At 71.8% G+C, this 22,346-nt stretch carries 11 protein-coding genes, 1 tRNA gene and 1 pseudogene; 11 read left to right on the top strand and 2 right to left on the bottom strand.

Annotated features, from left to right (window positions below; genetic code table 11):
• Nucleotides 1-223: 223 nt before the first annotated feature.
• Nucleotides 224-297: transfer RNA gene (locus tag M2165_RS19785), tRNA-Gly, on the top strand.
• A 161-nt stretch (nt 298-458) separates the two neighbouring features.
• Complete coding sequence (locus M2165_RS19780) at nt 459-884, top strand: GFA family protein (RefSeq protein WP_280816283.1); 426 nt, start codon at nt 459-461, stop codon at nt 882-884.
• 19 nt (nt 885-903) lie between these two features.
• Here the strand turns inward: M2165_RS19780 and M2165_RS19775 are convergent, their stop codons facing one another.
• Together M2165_RS19775 and M2165_RS19770 are read right to left on the bottom strand one after the other, a co-directional pair.
• Complete coding sequence (locus M2165_RS19775; protein WP_280816282.1) at nt 904-1,671, bottom strand: TIGR04325 family methyltransferase; 768 nt, start codon at nt 1,669-1,671, stop codon at nt 904-906.
• 30 nt (nt 1,672-1,701) lie between these two features.
• Nucleotides 1,702-2,601, bottom strand: a complete 900-nt coding sequence (locus tag M2165_RS19770) for a class I SAM-dependent methyltransferase (protein WP_280816281.1) — start codon at nt 2,599-2,601, stop codon at nt 1,702-1,704.
• A gap of 821 nt (nt 2,602-3,422) precedes the next feature.
• Here M2165_RS19770 and M2165_RS19765 point away from each other — a divergent pair.
• The 9 genes and pseudogenes from M2165_RS19765 to M2165_RS19720 all read left to right on the top strand — a co-directional run bounded on the left by M2165_RS19765 (nt 3,423) and on the right by M2165_RS19720 (nt 22,304).
• A complete protein-coding gene (locus M2165_RS19765) occupies nt 3,423-10,616 on the top strand; it encodes a polyketide synthase (protein WP_280816279.1) in 7,194 nt (2,397 codons plus the stop codon).
• Nucleotides 10,613-13,021 (top strand): annotated as a pseudogene (locus M2165_RS19760) (condensation domain-containing protein); the annotation flags it as partial. The gene M2165_RS19765 and the pseudogene M2165_RS19760, both read left to right, overlap by 4 nt.
• A 223-nt stretch (nt 13,022-13,244) precedes the next feature.
• A complete protein-coding gene (locus M2165_RS19750; protein WP_280816278.1) occupies nt 13,245-15,608 on the top strand; it encodes a condensation domain-containing protein in 2,364 nt (787 codons plus the stop codon).
• Nucleotides 15,609-15,613: 5 nt separating this feature from the next.
• Nucleotides 15,614-16,330: a 4'-phosphopantetheinyl transferase superfamily protein gene (locus M2165_RS19745; RefSeq protein ID WP_280817584.1), complete on the top strand. Its 717-nt coding sequence runs from the start codon at nt 15,614-15,616 to the stop codon at nt 16,328-16,330.
• On the top strand, nt 16,327-17,157 hold the full coding sequence (locus M2165_RS19740; protein ID WP_280816277.1) for an alpha/beta fold hydrolase: 831 nt from the start codon (nt 16,327-16,329) through the stop codon (nt 17,155-17,157). Before M2165_RS19745 ends, M2165_RS19740 begins: the two co-directional genes overlap by 4 nt.
• Nucleotides 17,150-18,079 carry a hypothetical protein gene (locus M2165_RS19735; protein WP_280816276.1) on the top strand — a complete coding sequence of 310 codons (930 nt, stop codon included), beginning with the start codon at nt 17,150-17,152 and terminating at the stop codon, nt 18,077-18,079. The genes M2165_RS19740 and M2165_RS19735 overlap by 8 nt, the downstream gene beginning before the upstream one ends.
• A 27-nt stretch (nt 18,080-18,106) precedes the next feature.
• Nucleotides 18,107-19,324, top strand: a complete 1,218-nt coding sequence (locus M2165_RS19730; protein ID WP_280816275.1) for a polysaccharide biosynthesis/export family protein — start codon at nt 18,107-18,109, stop codon at nt 19,322-19,324.
• Between the two features lie 26 nt (nt 19,325-19,350).
• Complete coding sequence (locus M2165_RS19725; RefSeq protein WP_280816274.1) at nt 19,351-21,642, top strand: polysaccharide biosynthesis tyrosine autokinase; 2,292 nt, start codon at nt 19,351-19,353, stop codon at nt 21,640-21,642.
• Nucleotides 21,639-22,304: a sugar transferase gene (locus tag M2165_RS19720; protein ID WP_280816273.1), complete on the top strand. Its 666-nt coding sequence runs from the start codon at nt 21,639-21,641 to the stop codon at nt 22,302-22,304. Before M2165_RS19725 ends, M2165_RS19720 begins: the two co-directional genes overlap by 4 nt.
• Nucleotides 22,305-22,346: the final 42 nt, after the last annotated feature.

The following is a 22,346-nucleotide window of genomic DNA, read 5'->3' as shown; positions in this document are numbered from 1 at the left end:
CCGCGATGCGTGTACTCAACAAGGCAGGCAGCCGCGAAGCAAGGTCGCCACGCTCGCTGTTCACGAACCCAAGACTTGCCAAGCAGCCGCGTGTCCGCGTGCCTGCGTGGTCCGTCTGAATCCAGACCAAGACAGCTGAATTCCAGCGCTGGCCAGAAGTCGTTCTGCGCCGGGTCGGTTGCCGCGGGTGCGCGCCGGAGACACGCTAGAATCCGCGCCTGCTGCGGGTGTAGTTCAATGGTAGAACGGCAGCTTCCCAAGCTTCATACGAGGGTTCGATTCCCTTCACCCGCTCCATCCGCCCCGTCACGCCGCGCCGCGTGACGCCGGCCCCCGCGAATTCGACGGCATCGCCCACTCATTCGCGACGATCTTGTTACTCCCACCTCGCGTCCCGCGCCGTCTAGATTTGCCCTCACGCGGCCATCCGGCAAGCGACGTTGAAGGACACACAAGACATGCCCCACACCCCCTACACCGGCGGCTGCGCCTGCGGCGCGATCCGCTACGAGATTCCCGGCGAGCCGATCATGCAGAACGACTGCCAGTGCCGCGACTGCCAGCACAAGAGCGGCACGGGCCACGGCTCGTACCTGAGCTTCGTGCGCAGCGGCAGCACGCTCTCCGGCAAGGCCACGCAGTGGGACATCGTGGCCGACAGCGGCCATGTGAAGACGCGCGCGTTCTGCCCGACCTGCGGATCGCCGGTCTACATGAGCTATGCGGCGATGCCCGACGTGATCACCGTGCATGCCGCGAGCCTCGACGATCCGGCGCGCTACCGGCCGCAGGTCGTCACGCATGCGGCGCGTGCGCACGCCTGGGACCGCGTCGACGCTGCGCTGCCGAAGTTCGACGGCATGCCGCCGCCGCCCGCCGCGTGAACGGCGACGGCTGCGGCGCTCAACCCGCGAGGTCGAAGCAGCAGCCGGCGTAGTACGCCTTGTCGCCGCCCTCGACGAAAGGCACCTCGATCGGCTTGCCTTCGTTGCGCCAGGCGTCGCGGCGCTTGTAGCCCGACTGGCGCAGGTCGGCCCAGAGTTCCTCGTCGTGCTGGATGCGGTAGGGGCACACCGCGAAGCCGATGCTGTTGAGCGTGTAGATCGTGCGCTCGGGATGCACGGCCGTGGTGTTCATGACGATGCGCTTGGGCTTTACCGCAAGCGCGCCGAGCACCTCGGAGATGCGCGTCGGCAAGTACTGCAGGCTGCCCGAGACGTACAGCACATCGCAGCCGCTCGCGTCGCGATAGTCGGTGGTGAAGCCCAGTTGCGCGGTGACGCTGCGCTGCGCCGCGATTTCGCGGCCGGTCTGCACCACGCCGGGCACGTCGCAGACGGTCCATTGCAGGGCCTCGGGATACGGCAGCACGCGGCGGAACGCGTAGTACTTGATGCCCACATGGCCGCCCAGGTCGAACACGCGCGTCATGCCCGCGTCGAGCGAACGCGAGAGCCAGAACAGCCCCGGATAGTCGTAGAAGTAGATCTGGTGGCTGTAGATCTCCCAGGCGGCCTGGGCGTTGTCGTAGCCCACCGCTTTCGATTCGGGCGCGCCGGCCTCGGCGGCGGCGAAGCTCTCGAACGAGCCCATGAAGAGGTTCTCGTCCTGGTTGTCCAGGAACTTGCGCCGGTAGGCGCTCGGGGTCATCGGCAGCAGGTTCGCAAGCATGGCTTCTCCTCTCTTCTCCTCGTGGATCAATCAATCGATCGGTCGCTCGTGTGCGGCAGGCTGTGAGGGGGCGCGCCGCGTGGCCACGCACATGAGCGACAGCGCGCTGGTCGGCGACGAGGGCCGGCGGCCCGAGAGCATGTTGCCGATGCGGTACTTCCATTGCGCCGGTCCGACCACGCCGCTCAACGCCTCGGCGCCGATGCGGTGGTTGTGCGGATACACGCGCACGTCGAAATCGAGCGGCTCGAGCGTCGAGCGGAAGAACTCCTTCGTGACCCCGTCGCCCGGCTGGTGATGCACCTCGGTCCTCAGGCCCCACGACTGCTGGCTGCCGGTCTTGTGGAAGCCGTGGCGGATCGCCCGGTACACCCACAGCCGCGCGTCCCACATGAGCTTCGCGAGGCCCTTGTAGTCCCAGGCGCTGAGCTGCGGATCGTGGTCGGTCACGAGCACGCCCTGCGGCTTGACGAGCCGCGCGCCCTCGCGCAGCACCGCGGCCATGTCGTCGCAGTGGTGCAGCGATGCATTGATCGCCACGATGTCCGCCACCTGCGAGCGAAAGGGCGTGTGGGCCGCATCCGCGAGCACCGCGGTGTAGCCCAGCTTGGCGGCCAGTTCGAGCGAGCCGGGCGCCACGTCCACGCCGACCAGCAGGCGCGGCTTTCCGCCCAGCGTCGCGAAGATGTTGCCCGGGCCGCAGCCGAGGTCGATCACGACCTTGTCCGTCCAATCGCCCGCCGCCGCCAGCCACCGGCTTCTGAAATGGGCGTCGCGATGACAGAAATCCAGGTATTCCTGGGCCCATTGAGGGTTCCCGAAATACGTGGCATTGGCCTGGATCGCCTCCGTCTGTCTGTGAGGTTCTGATTCAAAGTAGGCCCCGGAATGCTTCAAAGTCACATTTGGCAATAGGATGTCGCCGAACATTTGGACTCCTCTGGAACGGTCAGGCCACGGGCGGCTATTGCATAAGAATTACACGGCGTCGACGCGCTGAGCGGAGTTTTTTAATAAGGTTACAAGCTCGGCTGATTAATAACAGGCCTGTTCTCCCCATCCCCATTTAGGCCCAAAGTACTCTGTTTCAGTCTTGTGGCGCCGGAGCCACTCGTGTTGCGCGCCAGCTTGCCTCGTGCGCCGCGGCGCGTGTGCCCGCCCCTTGGGTCCGACCCCGTTTGTACGCCTGTTCGCTCTGCATTTCTGCAGGCGCTTTGTCATGGATCGGGGGCGGCAAAAGGGGGCGATTGTCTCCCCTGCGAGGGGGCGCAGCGCTCATGCATGAACGTCCCCTGCTTCCTACATTGAAGCCCTGGTCACGCCGGTTCGATGCGTTTCGCGAAGCCCTCGAACGGTGTTTTTCCAGCTCGCGCGGCGCCCGGAATTGGCTATGGCTACCCACTCTGAGCGATATCGGGTAGTACGTCTATGTAACATTTGATTCACGTTTGTAACTTGACCAACATTTGCACCCAACGGCCCTGGCAAAGCCCCTAGGATCGCCAACCCAAATATGACCAAACGTACTACGCGACCAATCCCTTTCCGCATGGCTCTATTCCGACTCCGATTTATTGGTACGTATTACCGACCCAGGCTTATTCATGAAACTCGCAACTGTTTCTCCGGCCCAATTCGAAGTCCCCCCGCCCTCCGTGGGCGACCTGTTCGCGACGCCATTGAATGTCGGAAATTCAGAGGATCTTGATGAGAATTCATTGATGCTTCCGGCGCCGGACGCCCGGCGTCGGTTGCAACAGGTTGCAGACCGCGGGCACCTGCCCGACACCCCTTTCGCGGCGGCCTGGCTGCTGCTGCAGGCCCGCTGGCTCGGCATGGACCGGCCAGTGCTGCACGAAGGTCTGCCGGGCGAACACGGCCTTGCCGTCCTCGCCGTCCCGGCAGCCTTCGACCCTGCGCTGCCGGCGAGCACCTGGCTCGCAGCGCTCGACGAAGCAAGGCGCCAGCCCCCCGCCACCAACGACACGCCCGAACCGTCGGCCACCGCCCTCTGGCTGCGCGGCGACGGCACCCTGCCTCGGCCCGGCGCGCCGCTCGCCCTCCGGTTCATCGCCGACGCCGATGCACCCCGCCTCGAACTCGCCTCCGCCGCAGCCCTGCTCGACGCCGCATCGGCCGCGCAGCTGCTCGCCGCGGTGGCGGACACCGCCGCCGACCTGCTCGACCGCCCCGATGCTCCGCTCGGCGACATCCGCACCCTGCCGGCCGCCGACCGCGCGCAGCAGCTGTTCGCGTGGAACAGCGCCCCTGCACCCGTGGACAGCAGCCTCACCGTCACCGGCCTGTTCACCCGCCAGGCCGCGGCCACGCCCGATGCGGTGGCGCTCGCGCAGGGCGACGAGCAGGTGCGCTACGCCGAGCTCGAACGCCGCGCCGGCCGGCTCGCGCACCGCTTGCAGCAACTGGGCGTGCAGCCGGGCGACAGCGTCGGACTGCTGCTGGACCGTTCGATCGCGGCCGTGGTGGCGCAGCTCGGCGTGCTGAAGGCGGGCGCGGCCTACGTGCCGCTCTCGCCGGAGTTCCCGCCCCAGCGCATCGCCCACATGCTCGACGAAACCGGCGTGCGGCAGGTGCTCGCCGCGCCCGAGCACCGGCACCTCGTGCCCGCGTCGGTGGCCGCGCTGCCGCCCGAGGCCCTCGAAGGCGAAGCGCGCGCGGACAGCCTCTCGCCGTGGCACACGCCCGCGATCGACGGCGAATCGGCCGCCTACGTCATGTACACCTCGGGCTCGACCGGCACGCCCAAGGGCATCGAGATCAGCCATCGCGCGATCCTGCGCCTGGTCGTCGATGCGCCCTACGCCGAACTCGTGCCCGGCCGCGCGGTGCTGCACGCCGCGCCGCTCGCCTTCGATGCGGCCACCTTCGAGATCTGGGGCCCGCTGCTCAACGGCGGCGTGTGCGTGGTGCACGGCGAGCGCGTGCCCACGGGCGCGGGCCTCGCGCAGACCATCGCGCGCCACGAGGTGCACACCGCCTGGCTCACCGCCGCGCTCTTCAACGCGGTGATCGACGACGACCCGCGGCATCTCGCGGGCCTGCGCCATCTGCTCACGGGCGGCGAGGCGCTGTCGGTGCCGCACGTGCGGCGCGCGCTCGCAGCGCTGCCCGCGCTCACGCTCAGCAATGGCTACGGCCCGACCGAATGCACCACCTTCGCGGCCACCCACCGCATCCCGCGCGTGCTGCCGCCGGAACTGCGCTCGATCCCGCTCGGCCGTCCGATCAAGGACACCGTGCTGCGCGTGCTGAGCCCCACCATGGCGCTGCTGCCGACCGGCCTGGTCGGCGAGCTCTGCATCGGCGGCCACGGGCTCGCGCGCGGCTACCTGCGGCAGCCCGCGCTCACGCAGGATCGTTTCGTGCCCGACCCCTTCGGCGCGCCCGGCGAGCGCCTCTACCGCACCGGCGACCTCGCGCGCTGGCTGCCCGACGGCACCATCGAGTTCATCGGCCGCCGCGACGGGCAGGTCAAGATCCACGGCCACCGCATCGAGACGGGCGAGGTCGAGGCGGCGATCCTCGCGCATCCGGCGATCCAGTCCTGCGCCGTCGTCGCGCGGCCCGACGCCGAAGGCCAGCTGCGCCTCGTGGCCTACCTCGTGGCGCGCACGCACAAGCTCTCGTGGGACGCGCTGCGCGCGCACCTCGCCACGCGCCTGCCCGCGGCGCTGCTGCCCGCGGCGCAGGTCTGGCTCGCCGCGCTGCCGGTCACGCCCAACGGCAAGCTCGACCGCCGCGCGCTGCCCGAACCCGCGGCCGAGCGGCCGGCGCTCGCGCAACCCTTCGAGGAAGCGCGCAGCGCCGCAGAGCAGCGCGTGTGCGATGCCTTCGCGCGTGCGCTGCACATCGGCAATGTCGGGCGCAACGACAACTTCTTCGACCTCGGCGGCGATTCGGTGCGGGTGCTGCAGGTGCTGGCCGAGCTGCAGCGCGAGAGCACGCGCGTGCTCTCGACCAACCTCTTCTTCCGCCAGCCCACGCCGGCCGCGATCGCGGCCGAAATCGAAGCGCCCGCCGCCGATGCGCCCGCGGCCGGCACCACGCCCGCGCCGCGCGCCACGCCGGCCGACATGACGGAAGCCATCGCGCTGATCGGCACCGCAGGCCGCTTTCCGGGCGCGGCCGACGTCGAGCAGTTCTGGGACAACCTCGTCGCCGGCCGCGACACCATCAGCTTCTTCGACGACGAGACGCTCGATGCCGGCGTGAGCGACGCGCTGCGCCGCGACCCCGCCTACGTGCGGGCGCGCGGCGTGGTCGAGGGCATCGAGAACTTCGACGCCGCCTTCTTCGGCATCGGCCCGAAGGAAGCCGCGCTGATGGACCCGCAGCAGCGCATCTTCCTCGAGATCTGCTGGGAATGCCTCGAACGCGCGGGCTACGTGCCCGACGACGCGCCCGGCCCCGTGGGCGTGTACGCCGGCATGTACAACGCGACCTACTTCCAGCGCCACGTCGCCACCCGGCCCGATCTGGTCGAGGCGGTCGGCGAGTTCCAGGTGATGCTGGCGAACGAGAAGGACTACATCACCACCCGCGTCGCGAACCGGCTCAACCTCACCGGGCCCGCGGTCAGCGTGCACACCGCCTGCTCCACCTCGCTCGTGGCCGTGGCCCATGCCTTCCATGCGCTGCGCACGGGGCAGTGCTACATGGCGCTCGCGGGCGGCGCCTCGGTCACCTGCCCGCCGCGCAGCGGCTACCTCTACAACGAGGGCTCGATGCTCTCGCCCGACGGTCACACGCGCAGCTTCGACGCGCGGGCCCAGGGCACCGTCTTCAGCGACGGCGCCGCGGTCGTTCTGCTCAAGCGGCTGGCCGACGCGCAGGCCGACGGCGACACCATCTACGCCGTGCTGCGCAGCGCCTGCGTCAACAACGACGGCGGCACCAAGGCCAGCTTCACCGCGCCGAGCGTGGACGGCCAGGCGGCCGTGATCCGCGCCGCGCTGGCGGCCGCCAACGTCGATGCGCGCAGCATCTCCTATGTCGAGGCCCACGGCACCGCCACGCCGATGGGCGACCCGGTCGAGGTGGAGGCGCTGACCTGCGCCTATGCCGAGCACACCGACGCGCGCGGCTACTGCACCCTCGGCTCGCTCAAGAGCAACGTGGGCCACATGGTCACGGCCGCGGGCGTGGCCGGCCTGATCAAGACCGCGCTCGCGCTGCACCACGAGCAGATTCCGCCGACCGCCCACTTCAGCGCGCCCAACCCCGCGATCGACTTCGCGCGCACGCCGTTCTACGTCACGCGCAGCCTGCAGCGCTGGCCGCGCACGGCCGAGGCGCCGCGGCGCGCCGGCGTCAGCGCCTTCGGCGTGGGCGGCACCAACGCGCACGTGGTGGTGGAGGAAGCGCCCACGCGCCCCGCCCCCGCTGCCGCGCGCGGCCCGCAGGTGCTGCCGCTGTCGGCGCGCTCGGAGGCCGCGCTCGCCATCGCCACCGAGCAGCTCGCCGCGCACCTCGAAGCCGCGCCCGGACTGCCGCTGGCCGACGTGGCCTACACGCTCGGCGTCGGCCGCAAGGCGCACGCCTTCCGCCGCGCGATCGTCGCCAACGATGCGGCCGAGGCCGTGGCCGCGCTGCGCGCCGCCGACAGCCCCTGGCGCGCCAGCGGCCAGGTCGATGCGCGCGCGCCGCAGCCGGTGCTGGTGTTCCCGGGCCAGGGCGCGCAGTACGCGGGCATGGGCAAGGTGCTGCATGCCAACGACCCGGTCTTCGCCGCCGCCTTCGACACCTGCCTCAAGGCCTTCGGCGGCGCGCTCGACTTCGACCTGCGCGAGCGCATCTTCTGCGGCGGCGACGACGCGCTGCGGCCCACGGCGGTCACCCAGCCCGCGCTCTTCGCGGTCGAGTACGCGCTCGCGCGCCGGCTGCTGTCGCTCGGCGTGCGGCCGCATGCGCTGATCGGCCACAGCGTCGGCGAATTCGTCGCCGCCGTGGTCGCGGGCGTGATGCGCCTCGAGGACGCCGCCCGGCTCGTCGCGCGCCGCGGCGCGCTGATGCAGGCGCAGCCGCCCGGCGCGATGCTGTCGGTGCGCCTGGCCGCCGACGCGCTCGCCGGCCGGCTCGACCCCGCGCTCTCGCTCGCGGCCGACAACGGGCCCACGGCCGCGGTGGTCGCGGGCCCCTTCGAGGCGGTCGCCGCGCTCGAAGCGGCGCTGCAGGAGGAAGGCATCGCCTGCCGCGCGCTCCAGACCTCGCACGCCTTTCATTCCTCGATGATGGACGCCGCCGTCGCGCCCTTCGAGGCGCTGGTGGCCGAGGTGGCGCTGCATCCGCCCACGGTGCCGATCTTCTCCACGCTCACCGGCCGCCGGCTCGAAGACGCCGAGGCCGCCAGCCCCGCCTACTGGGCGCGCCACCTGCGCGGCACCGTGCGCTTCTCGCCCGCGGTGAAGAGCGCCATGGCCGATGCCGCACGGCCGCTCTTCGTCGAGGTCGGCCCGCGCAACACGCTCGCCACCCTGCTGCGCCAGCACGGCGCGCGCGAAACCGTGTCGCTGCTGCACGGCGAGCCGGCCGACGAGGCGCGCCACGTGCGGCTCGCGCTGGCACGCCTCTGGGCCTGCGGCACCGACCTCGAGCTCTCGCGGCTCGCCCTGCGGCCCGGCGCACAGCGCGTGCGCCTGCCCACCTATCCCTTCGAGCGCAAGCGCTTCTGGGTCGACATCGCGGCCCCGCGCACGCCTGCGGCCGATGCGCCCGCGCTCGTTCCTTCCGTCCAACCCACCCCTTTCCTGGAGCCGAACGTGACAGCTGCTGCGCCCCCGCCACTCATCGCCCCCGCCTCCCCGGTCGCGCCGCCTTCGCCGGCGCTCGACGCGCGGCTGCGGTCCCTGTTCGAGGACATCTCCGGCATCGACATGGCCCAGGCCGAGGGCCATGCCGCCTTCGGCGAGCTCGGGCTCGATTCGCTGACGCTGACCCAGGTCGCGACCCAGATCAAGAAGCACTTCAAGGTCAACCTGAGCTTTCGCCAGCTGATGGAGAACTACCGCAGCTTCGATGCGCTCTCCGCCTTCCTGCGCGAGAGCCTGCCGGCGGAGGCCGCGCCCGTGGCAGCGGTTGCCGCGCCGGCCCCGGCGGCCGTCGCGCCTGTGCAGCCTGTGCCACAGCCGGCGGTCGTCCAGCCGATGGTCGCCGGACCCGGCCTGGCGGCGAACACGCCGATCGCGCAGCTGGTCGCGCAGCAGATGGAACTCATGCGCCAGCAGCTCGCGCTGCTCTCGGGCGCCGCCGGCACGCCGCTGCCGGCCGCCGCGGCCGCGCCGATCGAACTGCCGCGCGAGCCCGCGCAGCCGGCCGCCGCCGCAGTCCCCGCCGACGATGCCGCGCCCTCGAAGGAGCCGCAGCGCTACGACGTCACCAAGGCCTTCGGCGCCATCGCGCGCATCCACACGCAGCGCACCGCCGAGCCCAGCGGCCGGCAGAAGGCGCGCCTGGCGGCCTTCATGCGGCGCTACGTGGCGCGCACGCAGAAGAGCAAGGAGTTCACCGAGGCCAACCGCGCCCACATGGCCGATCCGCGCGTGGTCAACGGCTTCCGTCCGATCACCAAGGAGATCACCTACCAGATCGTGATCGAGCGCTCCAAGGGCGCGCGGCTCTGGGACATCGACGGCAACGAATACGTCGACGCGCTCAACGGCTTCGGCATGAACATGTTCGGCTGGCAGCCCGACTTCGTGCTGGATGCCGTGCGGCGCCAGCTCGACGAGGGCTACGAGATCGGCCCGCAGCATCCGCTCGCGGCCGACGTCACGCGGCTGGTCTGCGAACTCACGGGCAACGACCGGGCCGCGCTCTGCAATACCGGCTCCGAGGCGGTGATGGCCGCGCTGCGCATCGCGCGCACGGTCACCGGGCGCAGCACCGTGGTCGTGTTCACCGGCTCCTACCACGGCACCTTCGACGAAGTGCTGGTGCGCGCCGGCAAGGGCCACCGCGGCCTGTCCGCCGCGCCCGGCGTGATGAGCGGCATGTTCGGCGACATCCGCGTGCTCGACTACGGCACCGCCGAGGCGCTGGCCTTCATCCGCGAGAACGCCGACGACCTCGCCGCGGTGCTGTGCGAGCCGGTGCAGAGCCGCCGCCCCGACTTCCAGCCGCGCGAGTTCCTGCAGGAGGTGCGCGCCGTGACCGAGCAGCACGGCGCCTGCCTGATCTTCGACGAGGTCATCACCGGCTTCCGCGTCGGCCTCGGCGGTGCGCAGGAACTCTTCGGCGTGCGCGCCGACCTCGCGACCTACGGCAAGGTGATCGGCGGCGGCATGCCCGTGGGCGTGATCGCGGGCAAGCGCGCCTTCATGGATGCGCTCGACGGCGGCGCCTGGCAGTACGGCGACGACTCGATCCCCGGCGTGGGCGTGACCTACTTCGCCGGCACCTTCGTGCGGCATCCGCTCGCGCTGGCCGCATCGAAGGCCGCGCTCCTGCACCTGAAGGAGTGCGGCCCGGCGCTGCAGGCCGGCCTCAGCGCGAACACCGCGGCCATGGCCGACGAGCTCACGGCATGGTGCGCCGAGGTGGGTGCGCCGATCGCGGTGCGCCACTTCGCCTCGCTCTGGCGCGTGAGCTGGCTCGAGGACCATCCGCTGCAGGACCTGCTGTTCGCCATGATGCGCAGCCGCGGCGTGCACATCCTCGACAACTTCCCGTGCTTCCTCACCAGCGCGCACGGCGCCGAGGAGATCGCGCTGATCCAGCGCGCCTTCAAGGACTCGGTGGCCGAGATGCAGGAGTCCGGCTTCCTGCCGCGCCGCGCGACCGTGGTGACGGGCTTCGACCACCGCAGGCCGCGCGACGAAGACGGCTCCATCCTGGCCCGCGACGTCGACGGCCAGCCCTTCTGGTACGTGCCCGACACCGCCGGCACCAGCGCCGGCTCCCTCATCAATGGAAAGGCTGCAGCATGAACGCCGTTCTCCGCCCCACCGCCGCGAGCGGCTTCGTCGAGTGCGTGATTCCGACCACGGAATCGCAGCGCGAGGTCTGGCTCGGTGCCACCATGAGCACCGAGGCCTCGCTCGCCTACAACGAATCGGTGCTGCTGCGCCTGCGCGGCGCGCTCGACGCCGATGCGCTCGCGCGCGCCATCGAGCGGCTGGTCGAGCGCCACCAGGCGCTGCGCGCCACGATCTCGCCCGACGGCGGCTGCATGCTCGTGGGCCAGCAGGGCGAGGTCCGGCTCGCCCGCCACGACCTGAGCGGCCTCGCCCCCGAGCTGCGCGCGCAGGCTCTGACGCGCGCGCACGAGGAAGCCGTGTGCACGCCCTTCGCGCTCGAGCACGGCCCGCTGTTCCGCGCCGCGCTCTACCGGCTCGGCGAGGCCGAGCACGAGCTCGTCATGTCGGCCCACCACGTGGTCTGCGACGGCTGGTCGTGGATGGTCATCACCGAGCAGCTCGGCCAGCTCTATGCGGAGCAGGCGGGCCACGGCGGCACGCCGCTCAAGCCGGCGCCGAGCTATGCCGCCTTCGCCGCCAGCGAAGCCGCCGAGGCCGCGCATCCCGACATGCAGCCGCACGTGGACTACTGGCTCGAGCGCTTCTCGGGCAGCACCCTGCCCGTGCTGGAACTGCCGGTGGACCATCCGCGCCCGGCCGCGCGCACCTTCGCCTCGCGCCGCACCGAGCGCCTGCTCGACCGCAAGCTCGTGGCCGCCGTGCGCGCGATGAGCGCGAAGACCGGCGCGAGCCTTTTCGCGGGCCTGCTCGGCGGCTTCGTGGCCACCCTGCACCGCCTCACCGCGCAGGACGACATCGTGGTCGGCATCCCGGCCTCGGGCCAGGTCGCGCGCGACATGCCGGGCCTGGTGGGCCATTGCGTCAACCTGCTGCCGCTGCGCATCGCCGCGAACGGCCAGCTGCGCTTCGACGCGCTGATGGGCGCCTGCGGCACCGCGGTGCTCGACGCCTTCGACCACCAGGCGCTCACCTACGGCGCGCTGCTCGGCAAGCTCTCGCTGCAGCGCGACCCGAGCCGGCTGCCGCTGGTGAGCGTGGCGTTCAACGTCGATCCCGACGTGGCCGGCGGCGCGCAGACCTTCCGGGGCCTGGAGGTCGTGCAGGACACGATCCCGCGCCGCTACGAGAACTTCGAGCTGTTCCTGAACCTGCGCCCGCTCGACGGCGGCCTGCAGATCGAGGCGCAGTACAACGCCGACCTGTTCGACGAGGCCAGCGTCGCGCGCTGGCTCGACATGTACGAGTGCATCCTGCGCTCGGCAGTGCGCGAACCCGGCGAGGCCGTCGGGCGGCTCGAACTGCTGTCCGCCGAGGCCACGCAGGCGCTGCTCGCGCTGCAGCCGCCGCCCGTCGCGCTGAAGGGCGCGCCGCATGCGCTGGCCGGCTTCCTCGCGCGCGTGCCGCAGCAGCCCGACCGGCCCGCGGTGCGCGACGGTGCGCGCGTGTGCAGCTATGCCGAGCTCGATGCGCAGTCGAACCGCCTCGCCCGGGCGCTGCGCGCGCGCGGCGTCGGCCGCGGCCGGCGCGTGGGGCTGTGCCTGGAGCGCAGCCTGGAAATGATCGTCGGCCTGCTGGCCGTGCTCAAGGCCGGCGCGGCCTACGTGCCGCTCGACCCGGCCTTCCCGCAGGCGCGGCTCGACCACTATGCGCAGGACGCCGACCTCTGCCTGCTGCTGACCACCGCCGACATCGCGGCCGCGCCGCGCGGCGCCGGCGCGCCGGTGTTCGAGATCGACCGCGACACCGCCTGGCAGCAGGAATCGGGCGAAGCGCTCGCGCCGAGCGACGAGGATGCCGGCCCCGACGACGGCGCCTACGTGATCTACACCTCGGGCTCCACCGGCCTGCCCAAGGGCGTGAGCGCGCTGCACCGCTCGGTGGCCAACCTGCTGCAGTGGATGCAGCGCAAGTCCGGCCTCGTGCCCGAGGACCGGCTGGCCGCCGTGACCACGCTGTCCTTCGACATGGCGGTGCCCGACCTGCTGCTGCCGCTCGCGGCCGGCGCCGAGATCGTGATGGTGCAGCGCGAGGTCGCACAGGACGGCGAGCGCCTGAGCCGGCTGCTGCAGGAGGAGCGCATCAGCTTCCTGCAGGCCACGCCAGGCATGTGGCAGATGCTGCTCGACGCGCAATGGCCCGGCGCGCCCGGCTTCCGCGGCTGGATCGGGGGCGAGCCGCTGCGGCCCAGCTTCGCGCTCGCGCTGTGCGAGCGGCTCGACGAACTCTGGAACGGCTACGGCCCGACCGAGACCACCGTCTATTCCACCGCCTGGCTGGTGCGGCCCGACGTGGTCGCCTCGCGCGGCGTGTCGATCGGCCTGCCGGTGGACAACACCGAGATCTGGATCCTCGACCCCGCGCTGCAGCCCTGCCCCGTCGGCGTGCCCGGCGAGATCTGCATCGCGGGCGAGGGCCCTGGCCGACGGCTACATCGAGCGGCCCGAGCTCACGGCCGAGCGCTTCGTCACCACGCGCATCCTCGGCAGCGCCCGCACGATCTACCGCACCGGCGACCGCGGCCGCTGGCGCAACGACGGGCTGATCGAGCACCTCGGCCGGCTCGACTTCCAGCTCAAGGTGCGCGGCTACCGCATCGAGCCCGGCGAGATCGAGGCGCGCTGCCGCGAGGTGGCCGGCGTCTCGCGCTCGGTGGTGGTGGCGCGCGAGGACAGCCCGGGCGACGTGCGCCTGGTGGCCTACCTCGCGCTCACGCCGGGCGTGGACTTCAGCCTCGACGCGCTGATGCTGCACCTGCGCGAGCACCTGCCGGCCTTCATGCTGCCGCAGCACGTGGTGGCCCTGAAGTCGCTGCCCACGCTGCCCAACGGCAAGGTCGACCGCGTCGCGCTGCCGCCGCCGCAGGCGGTCTCGCGCGAGGAGGCGCGGCGCGGCGCCGGCCCGCGCAACGACTGCGAGCGCCGCGTGCTCGAAGCGATGGAGAAGGTGCTGAGCCTGCCCGGCCTCGACATGCAGGACGACTTCTTCACCATGGGCGGCCATTCGCTGCTGGCCTCGCGCCTCACCACGCTGCTGGGCCGCGAGTTCCAGGTCACGCTGCCGCTGCGCACGCTGTTCGAGGCGCCCACGGCCGAGCGCCTCGCCGCCGCCATCGAGCGGCTGCAGGGCGCGGGCGCCGGCCGCCAGGCGCCGCTGCCCTGCCGGCTCGACCGCACGAGCGCGCCGCTCACGCTGGCGCAGGAGCGCATCCGCTTCATGGAAGACCTGCACCCGGGCCGCTCGGTCTACAACGCGCCCTCGGCGCAGCGCCTGCTCGGCAGCTTCGACGCGGCGCGCTTCGAGGCCGCGTTCCAGGAGATCATCCGCCGCCAGCCCGCGCTGCGCACCCGCATGGGAACCGATCCGGACACCGGCCGCCCGGTGCAGCTGATCGCGGAGGCGGTCGAGTTCTCGCTGCCGGTGATCGACCTGCGCAAGCTGCCGGCCGACCAGCGCGAGGCCGAGCTCGCCGAGCTGATGCAGGAGATCGCCGACGAACCGATCGACATCCACCGCGCGCCGATGATCCATGCGGCCGTGTTCCAGCTCGATGCGCACGACCATGTGTTCCTGTTCGTGCCGCACCACCTGATCTGGGACGGCTGGTCCTTCGACCTGCTGCAGCGCGAGCTGTCGGCCATCTACGACGCCGCCGAGCGCGGCCGGCCGCACGGCCTGCCCGCGCTCACCACCACGCACGGCGACTACGCCGAATGGCTGGAAGGCTGGATGAAGGAGCCCGCGTTCCAGCCGCAGCTCGACTTCTGGCTCGAGCGCTTCGCCAGGTCGCCGCTGCCGCGCCTGCCCCGCACCGACATGCCGCGCCGCGCGGGCAAGAGCGGCCAGGGCGGCGCGCAGTGGATCCGGGTCGATCTCTCGGTCACGCAGCAGCTGCGCAGGATCGCGCGCGACATGGACGTGACGCTCAGCATGCTGACCTTCGGCATCTATGCGCTCACCATGAGCCGCGTCATCGGCTCGGAGACCATCGTCATCGCCAACCCGGTGCGCGGCCGCCAGCAGCCCGAGACCGAGGACGTGATGGGCTTCTTCAACAACGTGCTGCCGGTGTCGCTCACCGTCGACGCCAGCCTCCCGCTGCCCGACTTCATGCGCTACGTGAAGGGCGAGCTGCTCGCGCTGATGAACTACCAGCAGGTGCCCTTCGAGCGGCTGATGGCCGAGCCCGCGCTCGCCAACCGGATCCGCTCGGTCGGACCCTACCAGTCGATGTTCTCGTTCCAGGATGCGCGCGACCGCGCACGGCGCCTCGGCAGCCTGCAGACGCGGCAATTGCACCTGATGCAGCGCGGCGCCACCGACGACATCGGCGTCTGGCTCATGGACAAGCCGCACGGTCTCGAAGGCGCGCTGATCTACAACGCCGACGTCTACCTGCGCGAGACCGGCGCACAGCTGCGCGACCGCTACCTCGAGGTGCTGCACCGCGTGGTCGAGCGGCCGGAGGCCACGCTCGCCACGCTCGCGAGCGAGGAGGGCTCGACCAGCGCGCTCTACCTGCGCCGGCTCTCCGCGGCCGATCCGCAGAAGGCCGCGCCCGCGGCCGACGGCGCGGCGGCCGGCGCCAAGGCCGAGGACATCCTGCTCAACCCCGAGCACGCCAAGCTCGCGCAGATCTGGGCCTCGGTGATCGGCATCGACGTCAACGACATCCGGCCCACCGACAACTTCTTCGACCTGGGCGGCGATTCGCTGCTGGTGCTGCGCGCCATCGAGCAGGCCGAGCGCACGCTGGGCTACCGCGTGGCCTCGCGCCGCTACCTGTTCGAGAACTTGGGCCAGATCGCGGCCTCGGCCCATGTCCCGGCCGACGAGGCCGACGGCGCCGAGCTGCCGCGCGTGCCGCTCGCGCAGCTCAAGAGCGCGCCGCGCGGCGACGGCCTGCTGAGCCGCGCCCTCAGCGGCTGGCTGCGCAGGGAGTAGCCGCCATGGGCTCCGCCGTTTTTTCCCTGTCCGCCGTCGAGGCGCCGCTGTGCCGCTACCTCGACCTCGACGAGCGCGCGAGCGACGACGCCGAGCAGATGCTGTCCGACGAGGAGCGCGAGCGCGCCGCGCAGTTCCGCTTCAACGCCGACCGCCGGCGCTTCGTGGCCGCCCATGCCGCGCTGCGCCGCGCGCTGGCCGAGCAGACCGGCGAGCGCCCCGATGCGCTGCACTTCACGCGCAGCGCCTTCGGCAAGCCCTCGCTCGCCCGCGGATCGCGCGTGCACTTCTCGCTCAGCCACAGCCATGGGCTGGGCCTGATCGCCATCGGACGGCGCGGCCCGCTGGGCGCCGACGTCGAGCAGCTGCGCCCGGTGCCCGATGCGCTGGCGCTCGCCGAGCGCCACTTCACGCGGCAGGAGGCCGAGACGCTCGCCGCCCTGCCCGCCGGCGAGCGCGAGCGCGCCTTCCTGGTCTGCTGGACGCGCAAGGAGGCCTGCCTCAAGGCCATCGGCCTGGGGCTGATCGTGCCGCCCGACCGCTTCGAGGTCGGCGTGGTGGCCGACTGCCGCGGCGTCGAGGTGCCGGTGGCCGGCCGCATCCTGTGGCTGGCGCTGCAGCCCGCGCCCGCGCGCATGGACAGCGTCGGCGCGATCGCGGAATGGCGCCACACGCACGTGCGCGCCTGCGCGCCGAGCAGCGCCGCGGAGCTCTGCGCATGAACGCCCTGCCCTTCATGTTCGGGCCGGCCTCGCGCCAGCTCTTCGGCGTGTTCCATCCGGCCGCCGAGGCGCGCGAGGCGCAGGCCGGCCTGCGCACCGCGGTGCTGCTGTGCCCGCCCTTCGGCCAGGAGGGGCTGCGCACGCACCGCTTCTACAAGGTGCTGGCCGAGCGCCTGGCGCGCACCGGCTGCGCCACGCTGCGCTTCGATTTCCACGGCGCGGGCGACTCGCCGGGCGACGAGGCCGAGGGCGAGCTCGACGGCTGGCGGCGCGACCTGTGCACCGCGCACGAGGAGCTGCGCCGGCGCGCCCCGACGAGCCGCATCGTCTGGATCGGCGCGCGCCTGGGCGCCACGCTCGCGGTGCTGGCGGCGCGCAACGGCCGCTGCGATCCCTCGCGGCTGGTGCTGTGGGAGCCGGTGATCGACGGCCGGCGCTATGCGCGCCACCTGCGCGAGCAGCATGTGGCGGCGATCGACACCACCTTCTGCATTCCCGACCTGCGCTGGCGCCGCGCCCTGGTGCGCGAGCCCGACGCCATGCCCGAGGAAGCGCTCGGCACCGTGCTCTCGCCCGCGCTGCGCCAGCAGCTCGGCGCGCTGGCGCCGTCCTCGCTGCCGCTCACCGCGCTGTACGAGACGCTGGTGCTGACCGGCCCGGAGGACGAGGCCACCGCGCAATGGGCGGCCGAGCAGCAGTCGCGCCACATGCCGGTGCGGCTCGCCTACCTCCAGCACCGGCTCGACTGGACCTCGGACCCGTACCCCAACAGCGCGATGGTTCCGGCCGACGCGCTCAACCGCCTGCAGGGAGCCCTTCATGAATGAGATGTCGCAGATGCCGGTGCGCTTCGGCCCCGGCGATTCGCTGGTGGGCATGCTGACCGCGCCCGTGCACCAGGTGCCGGCCGGCGTCGCCTGCCTGATGTTCAACATGGGCGCCAACCACCGCGTGGGGCCGCGTCGCATCAACGTGAAGCTCGCGCACCTGCTGGCCGCGCGCGGCGTGAGCAGCCTGCGCTTCGACCTCGGCGGCGTGGGCGACAGCGAGGCCATGGGCGCCGCGCACGACCTGCAGACCCGTGCCCTGCGCGACCTGCAGGCGGCGATGGACCTGGTCGAGCGCCAGCTCGGCGTGCGCCAGTTCGTGATCGTCGGCATGTGCTCGGGCGTGGAGCACGCCATGGCCGCGGGCGTGGCCGACACGCGCGTGGTGGCGCTCTCGCTGTTCGACGGCTTCGCCTTTCCCGAGCGGCGCGCGCGCTGGGAGCGCACGCTGCGGCGCGCGCTCGCGGCGCCCGCGCATCCCTCGTTCCCGGGCAAGGCCCGGCGCTGGCTGCTGCGCCACCTGCTGCCGGGCCGCTCGGCGGCGCCGCTGCCGGGCTTCTTCTCCGAGCCGCGGCCGGCCGAAGTGAACGCCGCCTGGTTCGGCGCCAACATGCGGCGCCTGGCCGAGCGCAAGGTGGCGATGCAGCTGCTCTACTCGGGCTCGCTGCACGTCGGCGACCGCGGCCGCGACCAGCTCGGCGCCTTCGCGCGCGAACCCTTCGCCGAGGGCGTGCAGTACGCGTTCATGCGCGAGGTCGACCACACCTTCTGCACCGCCGAGGGGCAGCAGCTCTACCTGCGCGCCGTGGGCGACTGGGTCGGTGCCCGCGCCTTCGGCGCCGGCGCCGAGCGCCGCAGCCCCGCACCGCCCCTCACCCCCGCCGCCGGGCACCCGCTGCACGGCGCCTACGTCCCGCAGTGATCCGTTCCAAGGAGCAAAGGACATCCCATGGCACACCTCGATCCCGCCCGTTCCCCGAGCGGCGCCCGCGCCGCCTCCGCCACCTTCGCAGCCGGCCTGCGAGAGCGCCTGCGCGGCCGGCGCCGGCTGGCAGCGCTGGCCGCGCTGGTGCTGCCGGTCGCGCTCGCGCTCGGCGGCTGCGGCGCACCCGGCTTCGGCTCGCCGACCAGCGGCAGCTACACCGTGCCCGCCAGCGACGGCAGCGGCAAGCGCGTGGCGCCGAAGATCACGACCATCACGCCCGAACTGGTGCGCAGCCGCGCCGGACAGAACCTGCAGGCGCTGCCCGAGGACGTGCAGCGCCTCTTCGGCAAGGCGCCGGGCTACACCATCGCGCCCGGCGACGTGGTCGGCATCGTGGTCTACCGCCATCCCGAGCTGATGCCCGCCGCGGGCGCGGTGATCTCCCAGCAGGCCGACCCGACCGGCGTCAGCGTGGCGCCGGGCTTCATCGTCGATGCCGAGGGCGAGATCAGCTTCCCGTACATCGGCCGCACCAAGCTCGAAGGCATGACCGAGCGCACCGCGGCCGAGTTCATCACCCAGCGCATCGCGCCCTACGTGAAGGACCCGCTGGTCAGCGTGCGCATCCAGACCTTCCGCGGCCGCCGCGTCTATGTGGAGGGCGAGGTGCGCAACCCCGGCCTGCAGATCTTCACCGACGTGCCGATGACGCTGGCCGAGGCGATCGGCCGCGCCGGCAGCGTCACCACCAGCGGCGACCGCTCGCGCGTGACGCTCACGCGCGGCGGCCGCACGATGGCGATCGACCTGGCGCAGCTGCAGCGCGCCGGCTACGACGCGAGCCGCATTCCGCTGCAGAACGGCGACATCGTCAACGTCGGCACGCGCGAGGACACGCGCGTCTACGTGATGGGCGAGATCCGCAACCCCTCGCCGCTGCTGATGCGCAACGGCCGCCTGAGCCTCGGCGAGGCGCTCGGCGACGCCGGCGGGCCCGACCTCACCACCTCGTCGCCGGGCCAGATCTACGTGATCCGCAACGCCGGCGACGAGGTGCCCGAGGTCTACCACCTCGACGCGAAGAACCCGGTCGCACTCGCGCTGGCCGACCGCTTCGAGCTGCGGCCGCGCGACGTGGTCTACGTCGACCACGTGCCGCTGGTGAACTGGAACCGGGTGATCAGCCTGATCCTGCCCTCGGCGCAGATCGTGAACCTCGGCGGCACCGTCAACCGGCGCTGAAGCCCCCAAAACCAAAGGTGGACCCCATGAATGCGCACATCCAACCCCTGATCCCCGCGCCCGCCGACGTCGTCACCCTGGCCGAGCGTCCGCCCTCGCGGCTGCGCGAGCACGTCGACCTGCTGCTCGACAACCGATGGAAGATCGCCAGGTTCACGGCCGTGGCGCTGCTGCTCGGCGCGGCCTATGCGATGTTCGGCCCGCGCGTGTACGAGGCCAACGTGCTGATCCAGGTCGAGGACCCCGAGCGCTCGGGCGGCACGCTGGTCGGCGATTCGGCGAGCAGCGCGCTCAACGCCAAGACGCCGACCGCGGGCGAGGCCGAGATCCTGAAGTCGCGGCTGGTGCTCGGCCAGGCGATCGAGAACACCAAGCTCTACATCGAGGCCGAGCCGCTCTACGTGCCGGTGGTCGGCCCGTGGCTCGCGCGGCGCGCCAAGGCGCTCTCGGAGCCCGGTTTCCTCGGCATGTCGGGCTACGTGAGCGGCAACGAGCGCATCACGGTCGCGCAGTTCGACGTGCCCGCCGAGCTCGAAGGCACGCGCTTTCGCCTGAACGCGCTCGCCGACGGCGCCTACACGCTGAGCCATCCGAAGCTCGACCAGCCGCTCGCCGGCCGCGTCGGCACGCCGCTGGAAGCCGAAACGCCGCTCGGGCCGGTGAACCTGCTCGTCGCCTCGTTCTCGGCCCGGCCGGGCGCCGCCTTCAAGCTGGTGCGCGAGTCGAAGCAGCTCACGCTGCTCGAGCTGCAGAAGGACATGCGCGTGGTCGAGAAGGGCAAGCAGTCCTCGGTCATGGACGTGAGCTGGCGCAGCGGCAACCCGGCGCAGCTGACCAACCTGCTGAACGAGGTGGCGCGGCTCTACGTGCGGGTCAACATCGACCAGAAGACGGCCCAGGCGCAGCGCGCGCTCAACTTCCTCGGCACCGAGCTGCCCAAGCTCAAGCAGCAGCTGGAGGATTCGGAAGAGGTCTACAACCGCTACCGCAACCAGCACGGCACGATCAGCCTCGACGACGAGGCGCGCAACGCGCTCGCGCAGAACGTCGACCTGCAGGCGCGGCTGCTCGACGCGACGCAGAAGCGCCACGAGCTGACCGAGCGCTTCACCTTCCGCGACCCGAGCGTGGTGACCATCGACACGCAGATCGCCACGCTCAAGCGTGCGCTCGGCACGGTGGAGGGGCGCATCCGCCGCATGCCGATGCTGCAGCAGGACTCGCTGCGCATGCAGCGCGACATCAAGGTCAACACCGAGCTCTACGTCTCGCTCCTGAACAGCTCGCTGCAGATGCGGCTCGCGAAGGAAGGCCGCATCGGCAACGTGCGCGTGCTCGACCAGGCGCTGCTGCCCGAGAAGCCGATCCGTCCGAAGGCCGTGATCACGATGGGGCTTGCGCTACTCGGCGGGCTGTTCCTCGGCGCGGCATCGACCTTCCTGCGGCGCTCGTGGCGCACCACCATCGCGAGCCCGGCCGAGATCGAGAGCCACACCGGGCTCGACGTCTACAGCACGGTGCCGCTGAGCGCGCTGCAGCGCAAGCTCGACCGCGACGTGCGCCACGGCCGCCCCGGCGTGCACGTGCTCGCGGCGCAGCATCCGGACGATCCCGCGCTCGAAGGGCTGCGGCGGCTGCGCACCGCGCTCAAGTTCGCGGTGCCGCGCGCGCCCAACAACCGCATCATGATCTCCAGCGCCACGCCCGGCGCGGGCAAGACCTTCGTCTCGTCGAACCTGGCGGTGGTGCTCGCCTCGACCGGCCGCCGGGTGCTGCTGATCGACGCCGACCTGCGGCGCAGCAGCCTCGCGCCCCGCTTCGGCCTGAAGCGCAAGGGCGGGCTGTCGGAGCTGATCGAGGGCACGCTCGACATCGACTCGGCGACCCACAAGAACGTGCTGCCGCACCTCGACGTGATGACCACGGGCGCACTGCCCGCGGACCCCTCGGGCCTGCTCACGAGCGATGCCTTCTCGCGCGTGCTGGAGAAGGTCTCGGGCAGCTACGAAGTGGTGATCATCGACACGCCGCCCGCGCTGCTGGCCTCGGAGGCGGCCGAGATGGCCACCTGCATGGGCACGCTGCTGATGGTGGCGCGCGCCGGCGACAACGAGCTCGGCGACCTGACCGAGAGCGCCAAGCAGCTGCGCCATGCCGGCGCGCATTTCCAGGGCGTGGTGCTCAACGCGCTCGACACGCGCCGCCGCTACTACGGCAGCCTCGCCTATCGCTACGGCGGCTACCGGCTGCGCGCGCACGAGTACCCGGGCCTGCCACCCGAGCTGCCGCGGCCCGCCGCGACGGGAGCCGCGACATGACCACGCTGCGCAGCAACGCCGCGGTGCACCCCGCGGCCGGCTCGCGCCGGCTGCTCATGGCGACCAAGCGCGGCATGGACATCGTGCTCGCGAGCGCGTTCTTCCTCTTCCTCGGATGGGCCTATGCGCTGGTGTGGCTCGGCGTGCTGATGACCTCGGGCCGGCCCGCGATCTACAAGCAGCCGCGCTACGGGCGCGACGGCCGGATCTTCAGCTTCTACAAGTTCCGCTCCATGGCGCACGACGCCGACGCGGTGCTGGCGCGCCACCTGCGCGAGAACGAGGAGGCGCGGCGGCAGTGGGACAAGTACCAGAAGCTCGATCCCGATCCGCGCATCACCCGCTTCGGCGCCTTCCTGCGCAAGTACAGCCTCGACGAGCTGCCGCAGTTCTGGAACGTGCTCAAGGGCGACATGAGCATGGTCGGCCCGCGGCCCTGCATGTTCGCGCAGAAGGTGCTCTACGGCAGCTACTGGCACAGCTACTGCGCGGTGCGGCCGGGCATCACCGGGCTGTGGCAGGTCAGCGGCCGCAACGAGGTCAGCTACCGGCGCCGCGCGGCGATGGATGCCGACTACGTCGCCACGCTCTCGCTGCACCAGGACGTGGCCATCCTGCTCAAGACCTTCGCGGTGGTGGCCGGCGGCCACGGCTCGCGCTAGGGCCTTCTCCCCACGGACTCCCTTCAACCCAACCGAAAGAAC

Origin of the sequence: Variovorax sp. TBS-050B (assembly GCF_029893635.1) — a bacterium.
GTDB lineage: Bacteria > Pseudomonadota > Gammaproteobacteria > Burkholderiales > Burkholderiaceae_C > Variovorax.
This window is presented reverse-complemented; position numbering and strand designations above follow the sequence as displayed.

What these genes read in the sequence shown, in the direction of transcription:
- M2165_RS19775 (WP_280816282.1), bottom strand. Translation starts at nt 1,671, where the DNA reads ATGCTTGCGAACCTGCTGCCGATGACCCCGAGCGCCTACCGGCGCAAG.
- M2165_RS19780 (WP_280816283.1), top strand. Translation starts at nt 459, where the DNA reads ATGCCCCACACCCCCTACACCGGCGGCTGCGCCTGCGGCGCGATCCGC.
- M2165_RS19770 (WP_280816281.1), bottom strand. Translation starts at nt 2,601, where the DNA reads ATGTTCGGCGACATCCTATTGCCAAATGTGACTTTGAAGCATTCCGGG.
- M2165_RS19740 (WP_280816277.1), top strand. Translation starts at nt 16,327, where the DNA reads ATGAACGCCCTGCCCTTCATGTTCGGGCCGGCCTCGCGCCAGCTCTTC.
- M2165_RS19745 (WP_280817584.1), top strand. Translation starts at nt 15,614, where the DNA reads ATGGGCTCCGCCGTTTTTTCCCTGTCCGCCGTCGAGGCGCCGCTGTGC.
- M2165_RS19725 (WP_280816274.1), top strand. Translation starts at nt 19,351, where the DNA reads ATGAATGCGCACATCCAACCCCTGATCCCCGCGCCCGCCGACGTCGTC.
- M2165_RS19735 (WP_280816276.1), top strand. Translation starts at nt 17,150, where the DNA reads ATGAATGAGATGTCGCAGATGCCGGTGCGCTTCGGCCCCGGCGATTCG.
- M2165_RS19730 (WP_280816275.1), top strand. Translation starts at nt 18,107, where the DNA reads ATGGCACACCTCGATCCCGCCCGTTCCCCGAGCGGCGCCCGCGCCGCC.
- M2165_RS19720 (WP_280816273.1), top strand. Translation starts at nt 21,639, where the DNA reads ATGACCACGCTGCGCAGCAACGCCGCGGTGCACCCCGCGGCCGGCTCG.